This is a genomic window from Psychrobacter sp. AOP7-C1-14 (assembly GCF_052376135.1).
Taxonomy (GTDB): domain Bacteria; phylum Pseudomonadota; class Gammaproteobacteria; order Pseudomonadales; family Moraxellaceae; genus Psychrobacter.
This window is the reverse complement of sequence record NZ_JBQSVH010000003.1, coordinates 134,238-152,393: the sequence shown is the minus strand read 5'-3', so window position 1 is coordinate 152,393 and position 18,156 is coordinate 134,238. Positions and strand designations below refer to the sequence as shown.

Genomic DNA, 18,156 nt, shown 5'->3' with positions numbered 1-18,156 from the left:
TTGTTGTAAGCATAAAAAAAGGTGGGCGCAAAGCTCACCTTTTTTGTGTCTGGGGTTTGATGTTTTTGAAGGTGTGGGAGCTGATCCTACTTTTCGCTACTATCTTGTTTTCAGGATTACTAAAATCTATAAGTCATCAAATTTGTACTTCATGAAGATAACTTTAATATAAAGAAATGGATTTAAGATTCTGACTGTCTTTTTACATATAGGATATAGCATTTTTAACAAAACTTGCCTCAATATCTGTTAAAAAACCTAATGAGCTATCATCAATCTTAGTTAACCTTTCCATAACTGAATCAATACTTTCTGCATTTTCAAACTCAATATTATCTAATAGCTTCTTAGATATTTGGCTAGGAATACCAAATTCTTCTAATGAGTTTATAGCTGATGGATAATAGAAGTTTTCTAAGGTTGATGCAAACACTTGGTAATCGCCAAAATTAAAACTATATCTATTAAATATTTCCTTTTGAATATCACTGATAGCATATATAATTTTTGGTAAATTATAGTTAACTACATTCTTCTTGAATTTAAAAATATTATTTACGGAATCGTCTACGCTGTGTTCAGAGTCTACTTTATTCCAATATGTGAAGTCCGAAAAAATAAGATCTTTATCTTCTGCTTGGCGAATAATATCAATAAGTTTTCGGTTTAGTTGTTCTTTTGAACGTACAGTTCCTCCAGCCATTCTAGAGACATTGAAGTAATCAAATAAAATCATACAAAGGTGCTTTAACTGTGCATTTTCTAAAAATGCACTATCCCAAAGCATAAGACTATTCCATGAATCTCTATTACTTGTTAGATCTTCAGCGAACTCAATTAACTTATTAGGATCAATACCTTGATGTTTCATCAGTAGAGATATTGGCAATATCTCTTGATCATAAAATTTTTGAACCTTACTCATATTCTTTTCGCTTATGTCACTTCCAATTTGTAATAATAATGCTTCGGAAGTATTATCACTTTGAGTAATAATAGGTATATCTATATATGGTAGTTCATCTTGAGGACTATCACCTAAAATAAATACATTTCCTATAAAGTGCTCAAACATCCTACCTGAACGACCTGATATATTATTAAATGTAAACATATCTAGCTTTGTTTTACGAGTAATACAATCATCATATATGATAATATTTTTTGCATTCGTATTCACACCTTCAATAAGTGTTGAAGTGCAAATTAGGAGATTGATCTTAGAGTTATTGAATAGTTCAACAATCTTTGCTCCTATAGCTCGTGGTAATTGAGCATGATGATATGCAACCCCATGCTTTAACCCTTTTATCAAAGACCATTCAGGATGAAAATTTTCAGAAAGCCATATGGATAGTTCATCATTATTATTATTTGACTTTAATAAGCCAGAATATATTAATTTCCGCATTAATATACTAGTTCTTTGAGGTGATTTACAGTAAATTACGGTCTGTTCATTAGGTGGTATGGACTCTATTAAAGGATACAATATTGCATCCCTTTCAACGTCTATATCAGAATCTTTACCAGTTGTAGTTAAGGGGTAGTATTTTTCGTTGGTTGCGACGGTTATGTAAGAATCGAATTTTAAAAAATTAGATCTTAATTCTTCTTGTATACCTGATACTAAGCCATCAATATTCGGACCAAGCATATAGAAGCGTTTACACTTAAAATACAACACCTTCAAAGCTAAATTCAAACGATCACAACGCTCATCATTCTTATTAGTTGGTGCAAGCTTATAGAATTCATCAATAATGAAGAAATTGACTAATATATTCTCGCCATACTCTAAAACCCTTTCTTGAGTAAATATATAGAGATTTCTTTCACTAGATGCTTGACTGACTTGTGTTATAATTTTATAGAATTCTTTATACTTAAATAGTTTCTTTTTTAACTCATCTATTAGAGCGATTGTAGGAACAACAATTACTATGTTGTCGAATTCGTTACTAGCGACTAACGCATCTATTATAAGGCTTTTACCAAAACTAGTAGGAGCACTTAGAATAATATTTTCACCATTCATTATCCTATGAAAAACTTCTGCCTGACGAATATGGAAAACCATATCCTCGTCTTGAGGAGTAGTGAAGATACTACGTCTTAATTTATCTTTAGAGCTTAAGTTATTTTTTATGTAAGGAAATAGCCCTAGCTCACCAAGCAAATGGTCTAATATAAAATCTTTGCTTATTTCATCTCTTCTTTCCAATGCCCGAATTACAATATCTTGAACTAAATACCTGTTGGTATGACTGTTAAATTCATTTATCAATGATATTAAGAAAGTGTCCCAATTTTTAAAATTTTGGTCACTGACTTGTCTAGTAGCATTTGTATACCAAGTATTACCGACTTCTGTATGTGTCATATTCCCATAACTCATGAGTATAATTCCTTTAGTAAAGCAGTATTAAGTGTATTAATATCTGATACTGGGAAATAGAATACTCGTAAGTCAATTATTCTTATCTGGTCCTCTTTAAAAACTCCCTTTAGAAGTTCTCTACATGTTTGAATCTGCTCATTAAATAAACCAATGAATCTATCTTTATCATAATTAGTTATTAAATCACTATCATGCATAATAAAAACTGGGACTATAATTTTATCAAATCTTTCTTCTAAGTCTAAACTCGAATCAGATAGTCTTTTTAATTTGTCCTGATGAGGCCATGAATTATCAATTTCTGAAGTTAACATGAATAATCTATTTGTAAGAGATTGTATTTCTCTAATGTAATCTATACTGTTGATTGCTATTTGAACTCCATCTGCGATATTTGAACTGACTGAAGATGCGCCAATCCATAATTCTAATCTATCAAAATTCAGAACAGCGTGTGTACATGAGAATGTTTTATTGTTGATATCAAATACTTTATTTATTATAGGTATAGTTTTATAAGATTCTCGAATAGCTATATGTAAGCATAAATCACCTAGGGCGTCTAAATTTTCGTTTGGGTAATTTGATCTGGCTTGCTTAAATAGACTTCTACGACTACCTGAAAAATTTACTTGTTCTTTCAGAGTTAAACAGTAATCAATAATCCAGTCATGCACCGTTTCTGTGAAAGAACCAATATTCCACTTTTGAAATGTAAATCCAATATCAATCCCTTTAATACTTGGATGCTCAGCATCACCATTCAAACAATATTTGAATGGTGATTTTGGATGTTCTGGAGGCTGATAGTCTATGCCTTCTTGAATACTTACCTCTATTTGGTGTTCTTGAAAAATATTCAAAAGTAAAGGATCGTTTAATAAGTCCTTGATAGATGTCGTATATAAGGTATTATTTCCCTGTTGTATCCTTAGTATTCCAATACAACTATTGTTATATATTATTGGAGATCCAGACATTCCACCATATTTACTGACGGTGTTTGATTGTGATATTTCAAAACTATATTCTCGGTTATCAACGTTTTCATAGTTATTAGTTATTTTTGCATTCATTGGTGCGTGATAATGTTCTTTTTCAACAGGATAACCACATACCTTCACATCACTATCTAAACCCACACTCGTAGAATAAAGTGTTATGAAATTATTTAAGGGCTCATCTGATATCTCTAAGATGGCTATATCGTATTGTTCATTAAAATAGGTACAGTTAGTAATGATATATTCCTCCTCGACATAGGAGTCACTGGATGTATATATCCTTAAGTCAGTTGAACCTCTTATTACATGGTACGCTGTAAGTAGTAAGTTCTTAGAAATTGAAAAGCAAGTACCTCTTTTACTTACTCTACCTTCATCTGATTCAAACCATGATTCTATAATATGTATAGAATCGAGTTTATACTCTTCATTTAGCTGCTGTTCACTCACAGTTCAACCTCACCGGTATCCATACATAAATTAATATTTTCATAACTTCCATAAAGTTCATGCGTAAACCAAGTTGGTATATTTTTTAAGTCATAATTAAAGTAAATATTAGTTTTAGTATGCTGGTTAATTACAGCAATTCTCGCAAGTGTTTCTAAATGGGGATGACCATGAGATTTGCCGTTTGTGCTAATAAGGTATTCCTGACAGTCGATTCTTTCCAATAGCGCGAGACTAGTATTGTTTCTACTACCATGATGAGATATCTTGACGGCATCAACTTTTATCTTATCTATCTGGTTATTATCAAGCCAAGAAATGACTGTTTCAGCATGACAGTCCCCAAGATAAAGTATTCTCTTATGATTATGTTCGATTAAAAAAGAGAAACTACTTTTATTCGTTAGAGAGTTATCAGGAACAAAAGGTTCGTTGGCTAAAGACGCAATACTATTAACCTTAACCGAAGATATTAGAGTCGTATCAGCTGTTGAATTTTCAAAACTTTGAATATATGCTTCGAAGCTATTAGCAAAGGATTTATTTATAATTTTAGGTCTTATACCTCTTTCGTCAAGCTTATACTGCCAGTTATTCTTGAGTTCAGACAATGTTGCCGAGTCTGGGCCAATAACCTCAAATTTCAGAGCTCCAATGTCAAACTTCTTAGTATTTTCTATAAATATAGCTTGGCCTGAAATAAGCTCGTTGCACTTTAGTGATTGTTTATTAAGAATATATGATAATGAGGTACCCTCAGAATAACCTATATTTTCTTTATCGCTTGAGGGCATACATTCATTAGCTAAAGCATTGAGCTTTATGTCAACACGCCTATCAGGTTTATCCGTATCATCTAATGCACTAAATAATTGTTCAACCCCGTTAAAATATACTTGTTCAATTTCAGGGCATCCTTCTGCTTCAAGCAACTTAATAATTCCATTAGTATGATCGTTATCAATATGCGTAATGATTAATAAGTCAATTTTTTCGAATTGTCCAACAATACTTTCTTTCCATGTATCGAAAGATTGAGCTGTTCCACCATCAATTAAGACAAAAGTATTTTCTGTCTGTATTGAAATGCAGTCGCCGTTATCAGCTTTGTACATTGTTATTTTGAACATACTTTTACATACGATGAAAGATTAACTAATATTAACACCAAACTTTTATTGAAGTATGGATATTATTACATAAGCTGCTACTTCTACTTTATTTTTACATTTCATATTTTGGTTTGTTTGCCCATAAGTGTATTTATAATTAACACGCTTTTAAGCCTCAGCAATCAATTCGCTTTTTAACATCAAAAAAAACGGCACTGAAATCAGTGCCGTTTTATAAGTCATGACAATCTAAAACCTAACCACGACTGCTCAAATATTAAATTACCAAAATTAATCCCAGCTTAAAATAACCTTACCGCATTGCCCACTTTCCATGATATCAAAGCCTTCTTGAAAGTCATCAATGTGCATGCGATGAGTAATGATTGGTGTCAAATCAATACCGCTAATCAGCATTTGCTCCATCTGATACCACGTCTCCCACATCTCACGGCCATAGATACCTTTTAGGGTTAACGCCTTAAAGATAATCTTGCTCCAATCCACCGTGGTGGTATTAGGCAAAATGCCCAACAGAGAGATTTTAGAGCCGTTATACATGTTATTGATCATCGAATCGAAGGCCTGCGGCGAGCCTGACATCTCAAGCCCAATATCAAAGCCGTGCATGTTTAATTCATCGATAGCACCTTCGATGGTTTCACCTTTGGCTGGGTTGATAGTCATCGTCGCGCCCATTTTTTTGGCAAGCTCTAGACGATAATCACTGATATCACTGACCACAATATTACGTGCCCCTGCGAAGCGGCAAATCGCTGTTGCCATTGACCCAATCAGTCCCGCACCCGTCACCAGCACATCTTCACCTAGTACAGGAAATGATAACGCGGTATGCGTGGCATTGCCAAACGGGTCCATAATGGCCGCCATCTCATCGCTGATGCGATCATCGAGTTTGATGGCATTGTCAGCAGGTATCACCAAATATTCGGCAAACGCGCCATCGCGGTCGACGCCCACGCCTATAGTGTTTTCGCACACGTGTAGCTTACCACGGCGGCAGTTACGGCAATGTCCGCAAGCGATATGGCCTTCGCCTGTGACGCGATCACCTACTTCTAGATGCTTGACGCCATCGCCCATTTCACTAATGATACCGACGTATTCATGTCCGATGATCATCGGCGTTTTTATGGTTTTTTGTGACCACTCATCCCATTTATAAATGTGCAAATCTGTGCCACAAATGGCGGTCTTTTTGATTTTAATTTTAACGTCATTGATACCGACCGTTGGTTCTGGCATGTCTTGCATCCAGATGCCTTTTTCGGCATGGGCTTTAACCAGTGCTTTCATACTTTTCTCTTGTTTAACTGCATTTTATTGTTGAATTTAGATAAATACCGAACGACGCTTAATCGATCACTTTCATTTGCTTGGCGACTTTGATAAAGGCAGCGATACACTGATCGAGCTGCTCGCGAGTATGAGCAGCAGAGAGCTGCACACGAATGCGAGCCTCATTTTTGGGTACGACAGGATAAAAGAAGCCAATCACATAAATGCCTTCTTCAAGCAGTGCGTCTGCCATTTGCTGCGAGACATTGGCGTCATAGAGCATAACCGCACAAATCGCCGATTCGGTAGGCTTGATATCGAAGCCTGCATCTTGCATTTGCTTTACAAAATAGGCGGTATTTTCATGCAATTGGTCTTGTAGGGTATTGTCTTGCGATAGCATCTCAAACGCTTTTACCCCAGCGGCAGCGACCATAGGAGGAATAGAGTTTGAAAACAAATACGGGCGTGAGCGTTGGCGCAGCATCTCAATCATTTCTTTTTTGCCAGTGGTAAAGCCGCCAATGGCGCCGCCAAATGCCTTGCCTAAAGTACCAGTGATCAGCTCAACATCGCCACGTAGGTCAAACAATTCAGTCACGCCGCCGCCAGTGCGACCGACCACGCCTGCTGAGTGTGACTCGTCAATCATCACCATGGCATCATATTTCTGTGCCAACGCATAAATCTCATCCATCGGCGCCACGTTGCCATCCATAGAAAACACACCATCGGTGACAATCAAACGAAAACGCTGTGCTTGTGCCGCTTGCAATTGCGTTTCTAAATCTTGCATATCTGCATTGGCGTAGCGGTAACGCGCGGCTTTACACAGGCGCACACCATCAATGATCGACGCATGATTTAACGAATCAGAAATAATGGCATCCTCAGCAGTTAGCAGTGGCTCAAAGGCACCGCCATTGGCATCGAAACAGGCCGCATAAAGAATGGTATCTTCGGTATTAAAAAACTTAGAAATCGACGCTTCTAATTGCTTATGCAAATCTTGCGTACCACAAATAAAACGCACCGATGACATACCATAACCTGAGTTTTCGATGGCTTGGATCGCCGCCTTTTTAATCTCAGGATGGTCAGACAATCCAAGGTAATTATTGGCACAGAAGTTAAGCATCTCACGGCCATCGGCGATCTTGATGAGCGCATCTTGCGGAGAAGTGATAACGCGCTCGTTTTTATACAGCCCTGCCTCGCGGATATCGCTGATTTCTTGTTGTAGGTGTTTTTGAAAGGCTTGATACATAAATATTCCTTTTTTAGTATTATTGGTGTTCGTTTGATAATAAAGATATTGGGACTGGTCATAGAACTAGGCTATCAAAGCCAAGTTATCAAATCTGCGTATCATCCTAGCCATCATTAAAACCAATGATAAAACCAACAATGCGGGAAGCCAATGAGATGGTGCGAGCAGTGATACTATCTATAACCCTGTGAGCGGTGATTTTATCATTAGCCCATCGCAATAAATAGCCTAAATAGTTGGTAGATAGGCCTTCTTTTATAAAGTGATATAGCGTTGTTTAGTTGTGGTATTGGTTTTATAGCGGCTTAGCTATGTCTCAAAACATAAGACATCAACTTGCGCATTTTTATAATCTTGAGTGGTAAGTATTGATAAGTACTGTCTATCCAGTTATTCATTTTTGGGATGCTTCTGAGCCTCAGCGATCAATTCATGAATCTTGGCGCTTTCCTTTAGTACACAAGCATCATAGGCAGAGAGTGGCTCAGGTTCTTGTTCCTCTTTCTTTTTCTGCTCCTGCTTGGCTTTTTCTTCTAAATACTTTTGCAGATCTTCTTGCTCATCTTGTTGAGAGTTGTTCATGGCTTATGTCTCCTTATAGTCTGTATTCTTTAATAAAAATCATCCCGACCAGCATATTTCTTATTTAGCGCCTGCAATATCGCATAGGTCTCGCTATCCATGTTTCCGGTTGGCTGCTGCGATCTGAAGTGCAGCTGAAATGCATAGACGACATCGCGACTGGCCTTGTCCCACGTATCGGTATCGTTGATTTGATAGCCGTATTTGCGAAATGCTTGCTTGATCTCAGGTATCGTTGCCGACGCAAATCCATCTTGATTTATAAAGAACTGCTTATCAAATTCATTATACCAAGCGCCGATACCGTAATCGAAATACAGCTGCTCCCACGGAAACTTTGCACCGGGATCTATCTTGCGCGAGGGTGCCATGTCCGAGTGACCGATGATGTTTTTTGGTGAGATGTCATAGCGCGTGGCGATATCTTGCACCAGCTCTGCGACCTTTTTAATCTGCAACTCATCAAATGCCACATAGTGCTCATAAGGATGATAGTCGAGCGTGCTATCTTTCAATGCGTCTCGATATTCAAGTTTGATACCACTATTGACGATCTCGATGCCGATAGAGGTATCGTTTAATATCGTCCGTCCTGCAAAGCCACCATCCCCTGCATGCCATGCGCGCTCGTTCTCTGGTACTAGGTTATAGATTTTATTGTCATCATTGTCTAATACCAGATAGTGCGCGCTCACATTACCCGTGGTCAACGTCTTTATCGAGCGTTCATTATCCGAGACTGTATAGTGCAAGACGATGGTTTTGACGCGCTCGCTTTTGCCAGAGGCTTGGTAGGTTTTGCTATCCACGATGTAGCTGTCAGTAGTCGCTATTGGAGAGGTAGTCGTGACGCAGCCAACCAACGGCAGTATTAGGCCAAACGCTAAGAAACTATTTTTTACCATGAAGTACTCTGTATGGGAAAGTTGCGGTTATAGCATCGTTTGCATTTGATACTACTGATATTTATTTCGCTCGACAGGTAAATGCTACTTGTCGTTAATTAGCATTAGGATTGACGTTAGGGTTAACCGCGATTTTTTTATAACCAATCGCCCCAAGTAGAACGAAAATTCCTAGCAAGATATAAGCGTTGAACGATAGCGCTGCTGGTGAAAATGGTAGCAGCAACAGCGATATAAAGACTACACTGATTAATACAGAGAGATAATTTAGCAAACCCGCTTGTTTCTTTTTTCGCTCATTGATGAGGTCGGCGGTCGTGACATAAGCGAAGCCAACCGTGATGCCCAAGGAAGCCATCGTTACGATATCGAGTAGGTAGTTTCTACCCAGCCAAGGAGAGAGTAAGCATACCAAGCATATCAATATAATGGTCTTTTGCTTACTAAACTGATTGTTTTTATCTGTAAATACGCTAGGCAATAACGACGTGTCACCCATAGATTCTAAGAGCTTAACTGATGACAATATAAAGCCATTGATACCGCTCATTATCGAGCCAATCATAGCGATTGACAGTAGCCAGATGCCGATACTACCAATCCGATTGTCTATGCCTTCACCTGTTGCCCAGTGGCTGTCTTTAATCGCTTGATAATCAAAGCTCATGTTTAACGCGGTAAAGTAATTGATTAAAAAGTAAAACAACACGCCGGCGATGAGTGAAATTAGGATAATACTTTTGGTCTTGGTTTTCGAATCGCTAATGGCTTTTGAAATCTGTGGTGTGGTCTCAAAACCGACATACGCCCACGGCATAACAGCCAAAATAGGCAACCATGCCAAGCTTGTGACAGAGCCGCTAGACATATCAGCTGGCAAAAATGCTTGGGTCGTTGGCGTCATCCAAAGCGACGCAAAAAACAGCGCAGTGACTGATAGAATCATAAAAAGGGCGATATAGAGCTGGATTTTTGCGCCAACTCGTACACCTTTTAGATTGATGTAACTGAACAGAATAATAGCCGCGCTGCATAGGAACACCTCACTGGCGTAGACTTCCCAACCAGCAATCGTATACAGATAGCCTAATTGTAAGCCACTAGGCAATAGATAGCGCAGCAGCAACGCAACGGCTGATATATTAAGCGCGATAATAGAAATATAGCCTATCGTAACGCCCCAACCATAGATATAGGCATGTTTGCGATTGATGTATTTTTCAATCCAATAGATACCGCCTGACTCGTTCTCTGGCGTTTGGGTCAGCAAATTAATATAGGCACGTGCCACCATATAAATGGCTAAAGTACCGATAATAATAGCGACAGAAGAGCCCAATAGCTGTGACTGCGGCAAAAATAAATCGCCTGGCATGACATAAGCACCCCAGCCGATAATTGCACCGACGCTAATCGCTATTGCTTGTAGATAGCTGATACTTTCTGTCTGTTCACTCATGGATTGCTCCTTCACGATTATAGATAGAGAAGGAGGAAGTGTTGATTATAGAGCTGACATAGAACATGAAAAACCTTTGATGCCATTACGCAAGGTATTGGCTATCTCTTATAAATAGAAAAGTCATACTAAAGGTTTTTATCGAGTGTTACCTTTTCAATCCTGTTGGATTTTTTTAGCCAGAACCTTTTTCCAACTGTCCTCTAAACAGTCAATCGCAAGCCAAGGTTCAATAATGTCTGCATGATATTTTTCTTTTGAATTAGATAGCTTCCACAGCTTTTCTAACGTAGCAAACGGATAAGGGCGCTCAACCAAATACACAGGTAAGTCAGCATTTATAATGCCATCTTGAACGACTTTGAAATACCAGCCAGAGATACCTTGCTTGCTGACCCATGCTGCGATATTTGGCACTTTGGTAAACTGGCCGATCTGATCGTTAATTTTGTAGCAGGGACGGCGCGGCTGGACGATACGTAGCTGGACGTTATTATCATTATTGCTATCTTGACCGTTTTCAACATGCCCACCATATTGGAAAACGTCACCAATACAAACGGTAGATTCGGTCATTTCAGGCAGACCATTGACGGCTTCAGTAGTGAGATTTTCGCCGAGCGTACCGACTCGTACCTTTAGGTCAAATTCTGTATTGATTTTCTCATAAGTTGCAGGTGCCAGTTGATGTACAGCTTTTAGTGGGCCACCATGATGTTTGCGATCAGCTTGCTCATCAGTGGTTAAGCCCATAAAGTTGACCGCAACAGGTGATTTGACTGGCGCTTTATCAATGGCGCTCATTTCTTCACGAGCGAATGGCATTGCTTTGCCAGCGCGAACACAAGTGAGGGTAGCGATATGTTGAGGCAGGTCTTGATTAAAGTCTATTAGAGTTTGCTCAGATGATGAAATTATCGATTCTTCGTTCATAAGATTTCCTAGTAGGTAGAATGAATAGGCGAGGGTTGTTCAGTTTGTACAGCAGATAATTAATACACGGTGGTGTTATTTTGGCTTATCTATTTATCTGATTATACTGGTTCATGACCGTAAAATTTATATAAAAAAAGGCCAGAATAAATATTCTGGCCTTTTCAATCTAGTGCTTCTTATATGACGCAATGTTGTAACAAATAGTCTTATTTATTTTTGTTACGACGACCCGCGGTTTTCTTTTCGCGCGGTGTGGCAACCAGCTCAGCCAATTGGTCAGGTGATGACCATAGACCTTCTAAGTCATAAAACTCACGTGCTTGCGGGGTCATGATGTGGACGACAACCGCGCCTAAATCAATCAATGTCCAGTCAGAGTCGATACCACCTTCACGTCCAAGCGGCATAAAGCCCGCTTTTTTAGCATCAGCGCCAACGCTATCAGCCATCGCACGTACATGGCGTTTTGAGGTACCATCAGCGATGATAATGCGCTCTGTTACGTCAGTTAATTTTTCTACATTCATTACAGTGATGTTCTTTGCTTTCATATCATCTAGAGCATTTTGTACTAGGGTCAAGCATTCTGTTAGGCGTTCTTCAGTCATGGTATTGGTCATAAATTTTAATCTCTTGAATCATAAATATGTAAAATAAAGGGGTAAAACGTCAATTTGTCTTATTCAACTGATTATAGGTTGTCAGTCACGCATAGAAACAGGATAGGCAAAAAGACACAGATAAGGCGATTTTAACGGAATTGGGCAGCAGAATATAGCTGATGGGCGATAATATATTGATAAACAGCAGGATTTAGCCATTTAGCTAATGGATTCGATTCAGTATTGCTAATGATATCATTTATTGGTGCTATAGATGCGATTTGCCTCTCAGCGACTGGTATTTTATTTGTTCGATGCTCTAACTTCTGCAACTGCTCGCGTATTTGTGTGCTCGATACAGCAGTAATAGGTCGTGTATCTATATAAATGTGTCCTTGATTGGTGTTTTTCAAGTCAGCTTTTAAGCCAGTACTATTTGGATCATTGCTATTTGCGTTCGAGCTATCTGTCGAGCGCTGAGTAGGTGGAACTAATAGCTCGATCATTGATTCTGTTGTATGTGGTTGCAGTGACAATGGGAGTTGCGACTTTAAGAAAGCAATATCTTGCGCGTTCGCTGTATGGTTTTTAGAGGGCATAGCGCTGACAGAAAATCTTTCGCTAACGCCAACACTCACATCGGTACTGCTCTGACGATTAAAAACCCATAGATTGACATGATCAGTGAGACGTAATCCATCTTTCCATTTATCCAAACTGTGGGCGCTGTCCATACCCATGATAAATATCAAGCTATCATTAGGATATTGCTGCCTCAACGTACGTACGCTATCGATCGTATAGACAGGCGGCGCTTGCCACAGCTCTAGCTCGCTAATTTGTATCGGCGTATTTTTTGTCGCTAGTCTTAACATAGTCAAGCGATGATTAGGATCTGTACTCTGTGTCTTAAATGGTGAGCGGGCATTGGGTAATAAAGACACATGTAGGGGACGCTGTTTCTGCTTGGCGATTGGCAGTAGGTGTTGATAGACAGACATCACTACTTCTAGATGACCATTATGTACAGGATCAAACGAGCCGCCAAGATAGGCACGAATGGCAGGTGCAGATGTTGTTTCTTGAGGGTTGTTGCTCGTATTTGGCATAAATAAATGTATAAGAGTAGGTATGGCGCACGTAAAGGTTTCTGCACCTTGCTCTTTTACTGGCTGACCTTTTCAAGTTGAATGATTTGATGATAGCGATATTGTAGAGGGCACATGAGCATCTGTCACCAAGATGCTAATAAAAAAACCGACCATCATAGTGACAGTCGGTTTTGTATAGGACTTTAATTAGCGAGTTTTACAGCAATTAAATCAAATCGCTGTACGCTTGGATAGCAGTCAGCGCGATGGTATAGACGATATCATCGACCAAGGCACCACGTGATAAATCATTCACTGGCTTATTCAAGCCCTGTAGCATAGGTCCGACACTGACGACGTTGGCACTACGCTGTACCGCTTTATAAGTGGTGTTACCTGTATTTAGGTCAGGGAAGATAAAGACGTTGGCTTGACCTGCGACAGGTGAGTCAGGTGCTTTTTGTTTACCTACGCTCATGACCGATGCTGCATCATATTGCAGTGGGCCATCGACTTTGAGGTCTGGTGCGCGCTCACGAACGATTTGAGTCGCACGAGCGACTTTTTCGACATCAGCGCCAGCACCTGATGAGCCAGTAGAGTAGCTAATCATCGCAACTTTTGGATCGATACCAAAGGCAGCGGCAGACTGTGCTGATTGAATGGCGATTTCAGCCAACTCTTCAGCGTTAGGATCTGGGTTAATTGCACAGTCACCATAGACGACCACTTGCTCAGGCAATAGCATAAAGAATACTGACGACACGAGTGAATACTGCGGCGCGGTCTTGATTAGCTGGAATGCTGGGCGTACCGTATTGGCAGTGGTATGAATCGCACCTGAGACCAGACCATCCACTTCGTCTAGCTGTAGCATGATAGTACCTAGATAGACGGTGTCTTTTAGATATTCAGCAGCGACTTCTGCAGTGGTTTTTCCGTTACGGCGATCTACAACAGCAGCGACATATTTACTCATATCTATGTTGTCAGGATCGATAATTTCTAACCCTTCAGGCAGCGTTAGATCACGGTTTTTGACAACCTGATCGACTTCACTACGCTTAGCAATTAGTACGCAGTTGGCGATACCGCGACTCTGACAGATACAAGCAGCTTCGATCGTGCGTGGTTCAGCACCTTCTGGTAGTACGATACGTTTTTTAGCATGCTGTGATTTTTTAACCAATTGATGGCGAAACGCTGATGGTGACAAGCGCGGTTCATGGTCGCGACTGAAGTATTCTTTAATCCAGCTCAGATCCAAATGCGCAGCCACATAACGAGCGACTTCATCAGCACGTTCTGTATCATCACTTGGAATCTCAGAGCTCATATGCATCAGGCTTTGTACCGTTTCATAACTGTCATTTTCGACACTCATAACTGGTATGCCAGTTTTGAGTGCTGACTGCCAAAGCTCAGCAACTGTTTCACTCGGCGTGACACCACCGGTCAATACCAGACCTGCCAATGGAATCCCATTAATACAGGCCAACCCAGCAGCCAATAGCAGATCATCACGATCGCCAGGCACGACGACTAATGTACCACGCTTAAAGACTTCGTTGACGCGTGCCACGGAACGAGCAGTTAGGCTAATACGATTAATACGACGTGTTTTTGCTTCCCCAACATTTAGCCAAGTAGCATCAAGCTCTGTTGCGATATCCCATGTGCGAGGTACAGACAGTGAGTCACTAAAAGGCACAACACCAATGAGACGGAATATTTCAGTATTGAACGAAGGCGATAAGCGCTGAACTTCCTGTAGGAAGTTTGGATCTAAGCTGACAACTGCCTCACCAGGTGCGACAGGCTGGTTATCAAACGTGTTGGGCACGTCTTGTACACGCATCAATATTACACCAAGAGTACGTGAATTGACAATACCACCGAAATCACGGGCATGGACGTCCAGTTTGTCTGCTAAATAAGCAGGCTTACTGATATCAGCAGTACTGACAAATATAACCTTGGCATCTAGCGCGTGAGCAAGAGCACCGTTGACCTGCGAGGCATAAGAAGTCTCAGTAGTCGGCACTAGACCTTCACAGATAATGACGTCATGACCGTCATCGATGGTGTGATAATTGGCAATCACTTCTTCCATCAAGTCATCGAGATTGTCATCACCTAGCATACGCTCGACGTGTTGACGGCTGATAGACTCGGGCGGCTTCAGGCCAAATGCATGCATGGTCAAGGCACTTGAGCTGTCTAAGCTGTGCTGTTTGTCTAGCGTATCGTCTTGCAAAAACGGCTTCATAAAGCCTGCTTTACTACCGTTATAGTCAAAGGCACGGATAAGGCCCAGTGCAGCTGACGTCACACCGATACCGCGACTAATGGGAACAAGTAAAATGGTTTGCATAATATGTCCTACAATTTATTTTATTTTAGGCTTCAAATCATTCTGAGCAGCATAAAAATGCCAAGCGCTTCACTTTATACCTTCCAAACGCTTTATAAGCGTCTAGAAGATAAGCGCAAGGCATGATAGTCGATAGGCTTATACTAATTTTAATGCGTCACGAGTTTCTTGGGCAATGCGGCACTCTTCGTCGGTTGGTACCACCCATAGCTCGATGCTGCTATCGTCTGCGTGGAAACTGCCTTCGCCACCACCAAACAAGCTTGCATTCTTATCAGCGTTTACTTTGATACCGAAATGACGCATCACTTCTAAGATACTGGTACGAGTAGTGACTGAGTTTTCACCGATACCTCCCGTAAAGATAATGCCAGTAAATTCTGGCAGTGCGCAGCTTAAGCTGGCAAGATATTTACCGACGCGGTAACAGAACATCTCGATAGCGAGCTTGGCATCTGCATGACCTTCGTTTGCTGCTTGTTCGACCGTACGCAGGTCGTTAGACAATCCTGAGATACCCAATAGACCGCTTTCACTATTGAGCATGGTATCCACTTCTTCCAAGCTCATACCAAGCTGGCGTTTTAAGTGGATGTGAAGGCTTGGGTCAACATCGCCACTACGTGTACCCATCATGAGTCCCTCAAGCGGGGTTAGACCCATACTGGTATCGAGACTCTTACCGTCATAAATAGCAGTTGCTGAGCAGCCATTACCCAGATGGGCTGTTAGCCAGCCATGAGGCCCTTTTGCCTCAGTGATTTCACTGGCGCGCTCTGAGACATAGGCATGAGACGTACCATGAAATCCATAACGGCGAATTCTGTGTTCTTCGTACAAGGCCTTTGGTATTGGATAGCGGAAAGCAACAGGAGGCATGGTTTGGTGGAAAGCCGTATCAAAGACGACAACTTGAGGGATATCAGGATAAATCGCTTGTACCGCTTCGATGCCTAAAGCATGGGCAGGGTTGTGTAGAGGTGCGAGTATTTTTAAGCGTTTTACTTCGTCCAGTACGTGTTCATCAACACGAACCGCTTCAGAGTACTCACGGCCACCATGAACCACGCGATGACCAACTGCGATAAAATGATACTGTTCTAATAGCTCAAGAATTTTTTGTAGTGCTAACTGATGACGACCACCTGAGATAGGGATTTCTAACTTCTCACCATTTAATGTCGTGTGTTTGATACGGGCGGTATCGAGTCCTAAGTTTTCGGCAAGACCAGTGATACGAGTAAAGTTGTCGTCACTAATCAACGCGTATTTGATAGAAGACGAACCGCAGTTGAGAACTAAAGTGGGGTTGGTTAGGGTTGATGTTTCACTGTTCTTATCATCAAAAGTGTTACTTAGGTTGGCGCTCATACTCTATCCTTAGATTGGTTTTTATAAAGGGCAAATCAATTATATCGTTTGCTTGATATAAAAAAGACGTCTATTGCCACGTCCTGTTTTACGATCATCAAGTTCTACATCGCTGATATCTCAAGTGCTGCAGTGAACAGTCACAGCTGAGATAAAATGTTATTACTATATGGAATTGATGAGGCTGATAACCGTTAGATAAATAAAAGTCAGCCATATCCATGCTGAGCATATCAAGCAAGGATGTTGCTGATTCTATTTATATTGGGGTTACTATTTCTGACATTGCTATGCATCCATGCTTATGAATTAATGCGTATACATTTCAGGCTAGCATCCTATTGCCGCCGCAAACTGGGAATATAATGTAACACACTTTTGTTTCTACACCATGATAGGGGTAAGGTTTAAAGTGTGTGATTAATAAAGGGCTAAAAGAGAGATAAACTAATTGTAATCAGTAGGTTGTAGGTATGTTAAGGGATGAGTTGAATAGATGGTCGTGCAGTACTATTACAGATAAAATTGTAAGAAATATTGTCAAGACATCCCGATGTCATGCATTCATCTCTAAACCTGCAAACGATATTACTATAAAAATTCGAATGATGTTTTAGAAAATATCCAACATCACGCAAATTTATTCACCAATCATATTCAGTATCCGTACAGCTTTATGTAATAATGCTATGATTAAAATGGTCATAACGTCAGCACGGTAGCTGTGGATTTGACCATTTGTTTGGTTTTTATTTATCACGATTTACTATCGCCATTATGCCGTTGTAAGCTCATAGGTTATCTATTATATGTCTACTACACACCGCCCATCAGCAGCTAACCATGCTAGCTCATTCGTTCGTACCAGTTGTCAGATTGTCGCTACTTTGTTTATAGGTAGTGCGATTATTGTAGGATTGTCAGGCTGCGGGCAAAAAGGCGATCTGTATCTGGCAGACTCCAGTAGCCAAACGATAGAAGACAATACGTCTGTACTGGATAGTACTAGTCATCCACAAGATGCCGCCTTTGCGGGCATCGATGATGATAACTACCAAAAAACTCGCTATCTAGAAGAGCAGATGGTGCTACCTGAACCTAGTACTGACCCTAACGACTACTAATTGCTTAAGCCAGTAATTGCTAAGCTAATAATAGCTAAACTGAGCTAATAGATAGCGGTTAAGTGCTTCTTAGTTAAACTGTTTAATCAACGGTTTAACTAACTGTCGATTTTTTACTACTGAATGGGTTAAATAGTTTTTCTAGCCAAACCCTATCTCCACTGTTATTTTATTTC

14 protein-coding genes are annotated in these 18,156 nt (G+C 40.2%); 1 reads left to right on the top strand and 13 read right to left on the bottom strand.

The window, feature by feature from the left end:
- Positions 1-202: 202 nt before the first annotated feature.
- From ACT3QN_RS04345 to ACT3QN_RS04285, 13 genes are all read right to left on the bottom strand, one after another.
- Positions 203-2,398, bottom strand: a complete 2,196-nt coding sequence (locus tag ACT3QN_RS04345; RefSeq protein ID WP_444529038.1) for a DEAD/DEAH box helicase — start codon at positions 2,396-2,398, stop codon at positions 203-205.
- Entirely contained in the window at positions 2,395-3,855 is a 1,461-nt protein-coding gene (locus ACT3QN_RS04340) for a Hachiman antiphage defense system protein HamA (RefSeq protein ID WP_444529037.1), read from the bottom strand. The genes ACT3QN_RS04345 and ACT3QN_RS04340 overlap by 4 nt, the downstream gene beginning before the upstream one ends.
- Complete coding sequence (locus ACT3QN_RS04335; protein WP_444529036.1) at positions 3,852-4,985, bottom strand: ComEC/Rec2 family competence protein; 1,134 nt, start codon at positions 4,983-4,985, stop codon at positions 3,852-3,854. Before ACT3QN_RS04335 ends, ACT3QN_RS04340 begins: the two co-directional genes overlap by 4 nt.
- Before the next feature lie 273 nt (positions 4,986-5,258).
- Positions 5,259-6,284: an L-threonine 3-dehydrogenase gene (tdh, locus tag ACT3QN_RS04330; protein WP_444529035.1), complete on the bottom strand. Its 1,026-nt coding sequence runs from the start codon at positions 6,282-6,284 to the stop codon at positions 5,259-5,261.
- A 58-nt stretch (positions 6,285-6,342) separates the two neighbouring features.
- On the bottom strand, positions 6,343-7,533 hold the full coding sequence (gene kbl, locus ACT3QN_RS04325; RefSeq protein WP_444529034.1) for a glycine C-acetyltransferase: 1,191 nt from the start codon (positions 7,531-7,533) through the stop codon (positions 6,343-6,345).
- 393 nt (positions 7,534-7,926) lie between these two features.
- Positions 7,927-8,118 carry a hypothetical protein gene (locus ACT3QN_RS04320; RefSeq protein ID WP_444529033.1) on the bottom strand — a complete coding sequence of 64 codons (192 nt, stop codon included), beginning with the start codon at positions 8,116-8,118 and terminating at the stop codon, positions 7,927-7,929.
- Between the two features lie 29 nt (positions 8,119-8,147).
- Complete coding sequence (locus ACT3QN_RS04315) at positions 8,148-9,023, bottom strand: N-acetylmuramoyl-L-alanine amidase (RefSeq protein WP_444526672.1); 876 nt, start codon at positions 9,021-9,023, stop codon at positions 8,148-8,150.
- Positions 9,024-9,117: 94 nt separating this feature from the next.
- The gene (locus ACT3QN_RS04310) at positions 9,118-10,482 is read right to left on the bottom strand and encodes an APC family permease (protein WP_444529032.1); all 1,365 of its coding nucleotides are present in this window, start codon (positions 10,480-10,482) and stop codon (positions 9,118-9,120) included.
- Positions 10,483-10,638: 156 nt separating this feature from the next.
- Complete coding sequence (locus ACT3QN_RS04305) at positions 10,639-11,415, bottom strand: MOSC domain-containing protein (protein WP_444529031.1); 777 nt, start codon at positions 11,413-11,415, stop codon at positions 10,639-10,641.
- 209 nt (positions 11,416-11,624) lie between these two features.
- A complete protein-coding gene (gene rsfS, locus ACT3QN_RS04300; RefSeq protein WP_444521143.1) occupies positions 11,625-12,038 on the bottom strand; it encodes a ribosome silencing factor in 414 nt (137 codons plus the stop codon).
- Between the two features lie 131 nt (positions 12,039-12,169).
- Positions 12,170-13,129: a nicotinate-nicotinamide nucleotide adenylyltransferase gene (locus tag ACT3QN_RS04295; RefSeq protein WP_444529030.1), complete on the bottom strand. Its 960-nt coding sequence runs from the start codon at positions 13,127-13,129 to the stop codon at positions 12,170-12,172.
- A gap of 208 nt (positions 13,130-13,337) precedes the next feature.
- A complete protein-coding gene (pta, locus tag ACT3QN_RS04290) occupies positions 13,338-15,485 on the bottom strand; it encodes a phosphate acetyltransferase (RefSeq protein WP_444529029.1) in 2,148 nt (715 codons plus the stop codon).
- 138 nt (positions 15,486-15,623) lie between these two features.
- Entirely contained in the window at positions 15,624-16,856 is a 1,233-nt protein-coding gene (locus tag ACT3QN_RS04285; protein WP_444529028.1) for an acetate/propionate family kinase, read from the bottom strand.
- An 809-nt stretch (positions 16,857-17,665) separates the two neighbouring features.
- Here ACT3QN_RS04285 and lptM point away from each other — a divergent pair.
- Positions 17,666-17,980 carry an LPS translocon maturation chaperone LptM gene (lptM, locus tag ACT3QN_RS04280; protein WP_444529027.1) on the top strand — a complete coding sequence of 105 codons (315 nt, stop codon included), beginning with the start codon at positions 17,666-17,668 and terminating at the stop codon, positions 17,978-17,980.
- Positions 17,981-18,156: the final 176 nt, after the last annotated feature.

Bases quoted from the DNA above. Each gene is read 5' to 3' on its own strand.
- lptM (WP_444529027.1), top strand. From the start codon at position 17,666: ATGTCTACTACACACCGCCCATCAGCAGCTAACCATGCTAGCTCATTC.
- ACT3QN_RS04285 (WP_444529028.1), bottom strand. From the start codon at position 16,856: ATGAGCGCCAACCTAAGTAACACTTTTGATGATAAGAACAGTGAAACA.
- ACT3QN_RS04320 (WP_444529033.1), bottom strand. From the start codon at position 8,118: ATGAACAACTCTCAACAAGATGAGCAAGAAGATCTGCAAAAGTATTTA.
- ACT3QN_RS04315 (WP_444526672.1), bottom strand. From the start codon at position 9,023: ATGGTAAAAAATAGTTTCTTAGCGTTTGGCCTAATACTGCCGTTGGTT.
- ACT3QN_RS04295 (WP_444529030.1), bottom strand. From the start codon at position 13,129: ATGCCAAATACGAGCAACAACCCTCAAGAAACAACATCTGCACCTGCC.
- kbl (WP_444529034.1), bottom strand. From the start codon at position 7,533: ATGTATCAAGCCTTTCAAAAACACCTACAACAAGAAATCAGCGATATC.
- ACT3QN_RS04305 (WP_444529031.1), bottom strand. From the start codon at position 11,415: ATGAACGAAGAATCGATAATTTCATCATCTGAGCAAACTCTAATAGAC.
- ACT3QN_RS04335 (WP_444529036.1), bottom strand. From the start codon at position 4,985: ATGTTCAAAATAACAATGTACAAAGCTGATAACGGCGACTGCATTTCA.
- tdh (WP_444529035.1), bottom strand. From the start codon at position 6,284: ATGAAAGCACTGGTTAAAGCCCATGCCGAAAAAGGCATCTGGATGCAA.
- pta (WP_444529029.1), bottom strand. From the start codon at position 15,485: ATGCAAACCATTTTACTTGTTCCCATTAGTCGCGGTATCGGTGTGACG.
- ACT3QN_RS04310 (WP_444529032.1), bottom strand. From the start codon at position 10,482: ATGAGTGAACAGACAGAAAGTATCAGCTATCTACAAGCAATAGCGATT.
- ACT3QN_RS04345 (WP_444529038.1), bottom strand. From the start codon at position 2,398: ATGAGTTATGGGAATATGACACATACAGAAGTCGGTAATACTTGGTAT.
- rsfS (WP_444521143.1), bottom strand. From the start codon at position 12,038: ATGACCAATACCATGACTGAAGAACGCCTAACAGAATGCTTGACCCTA.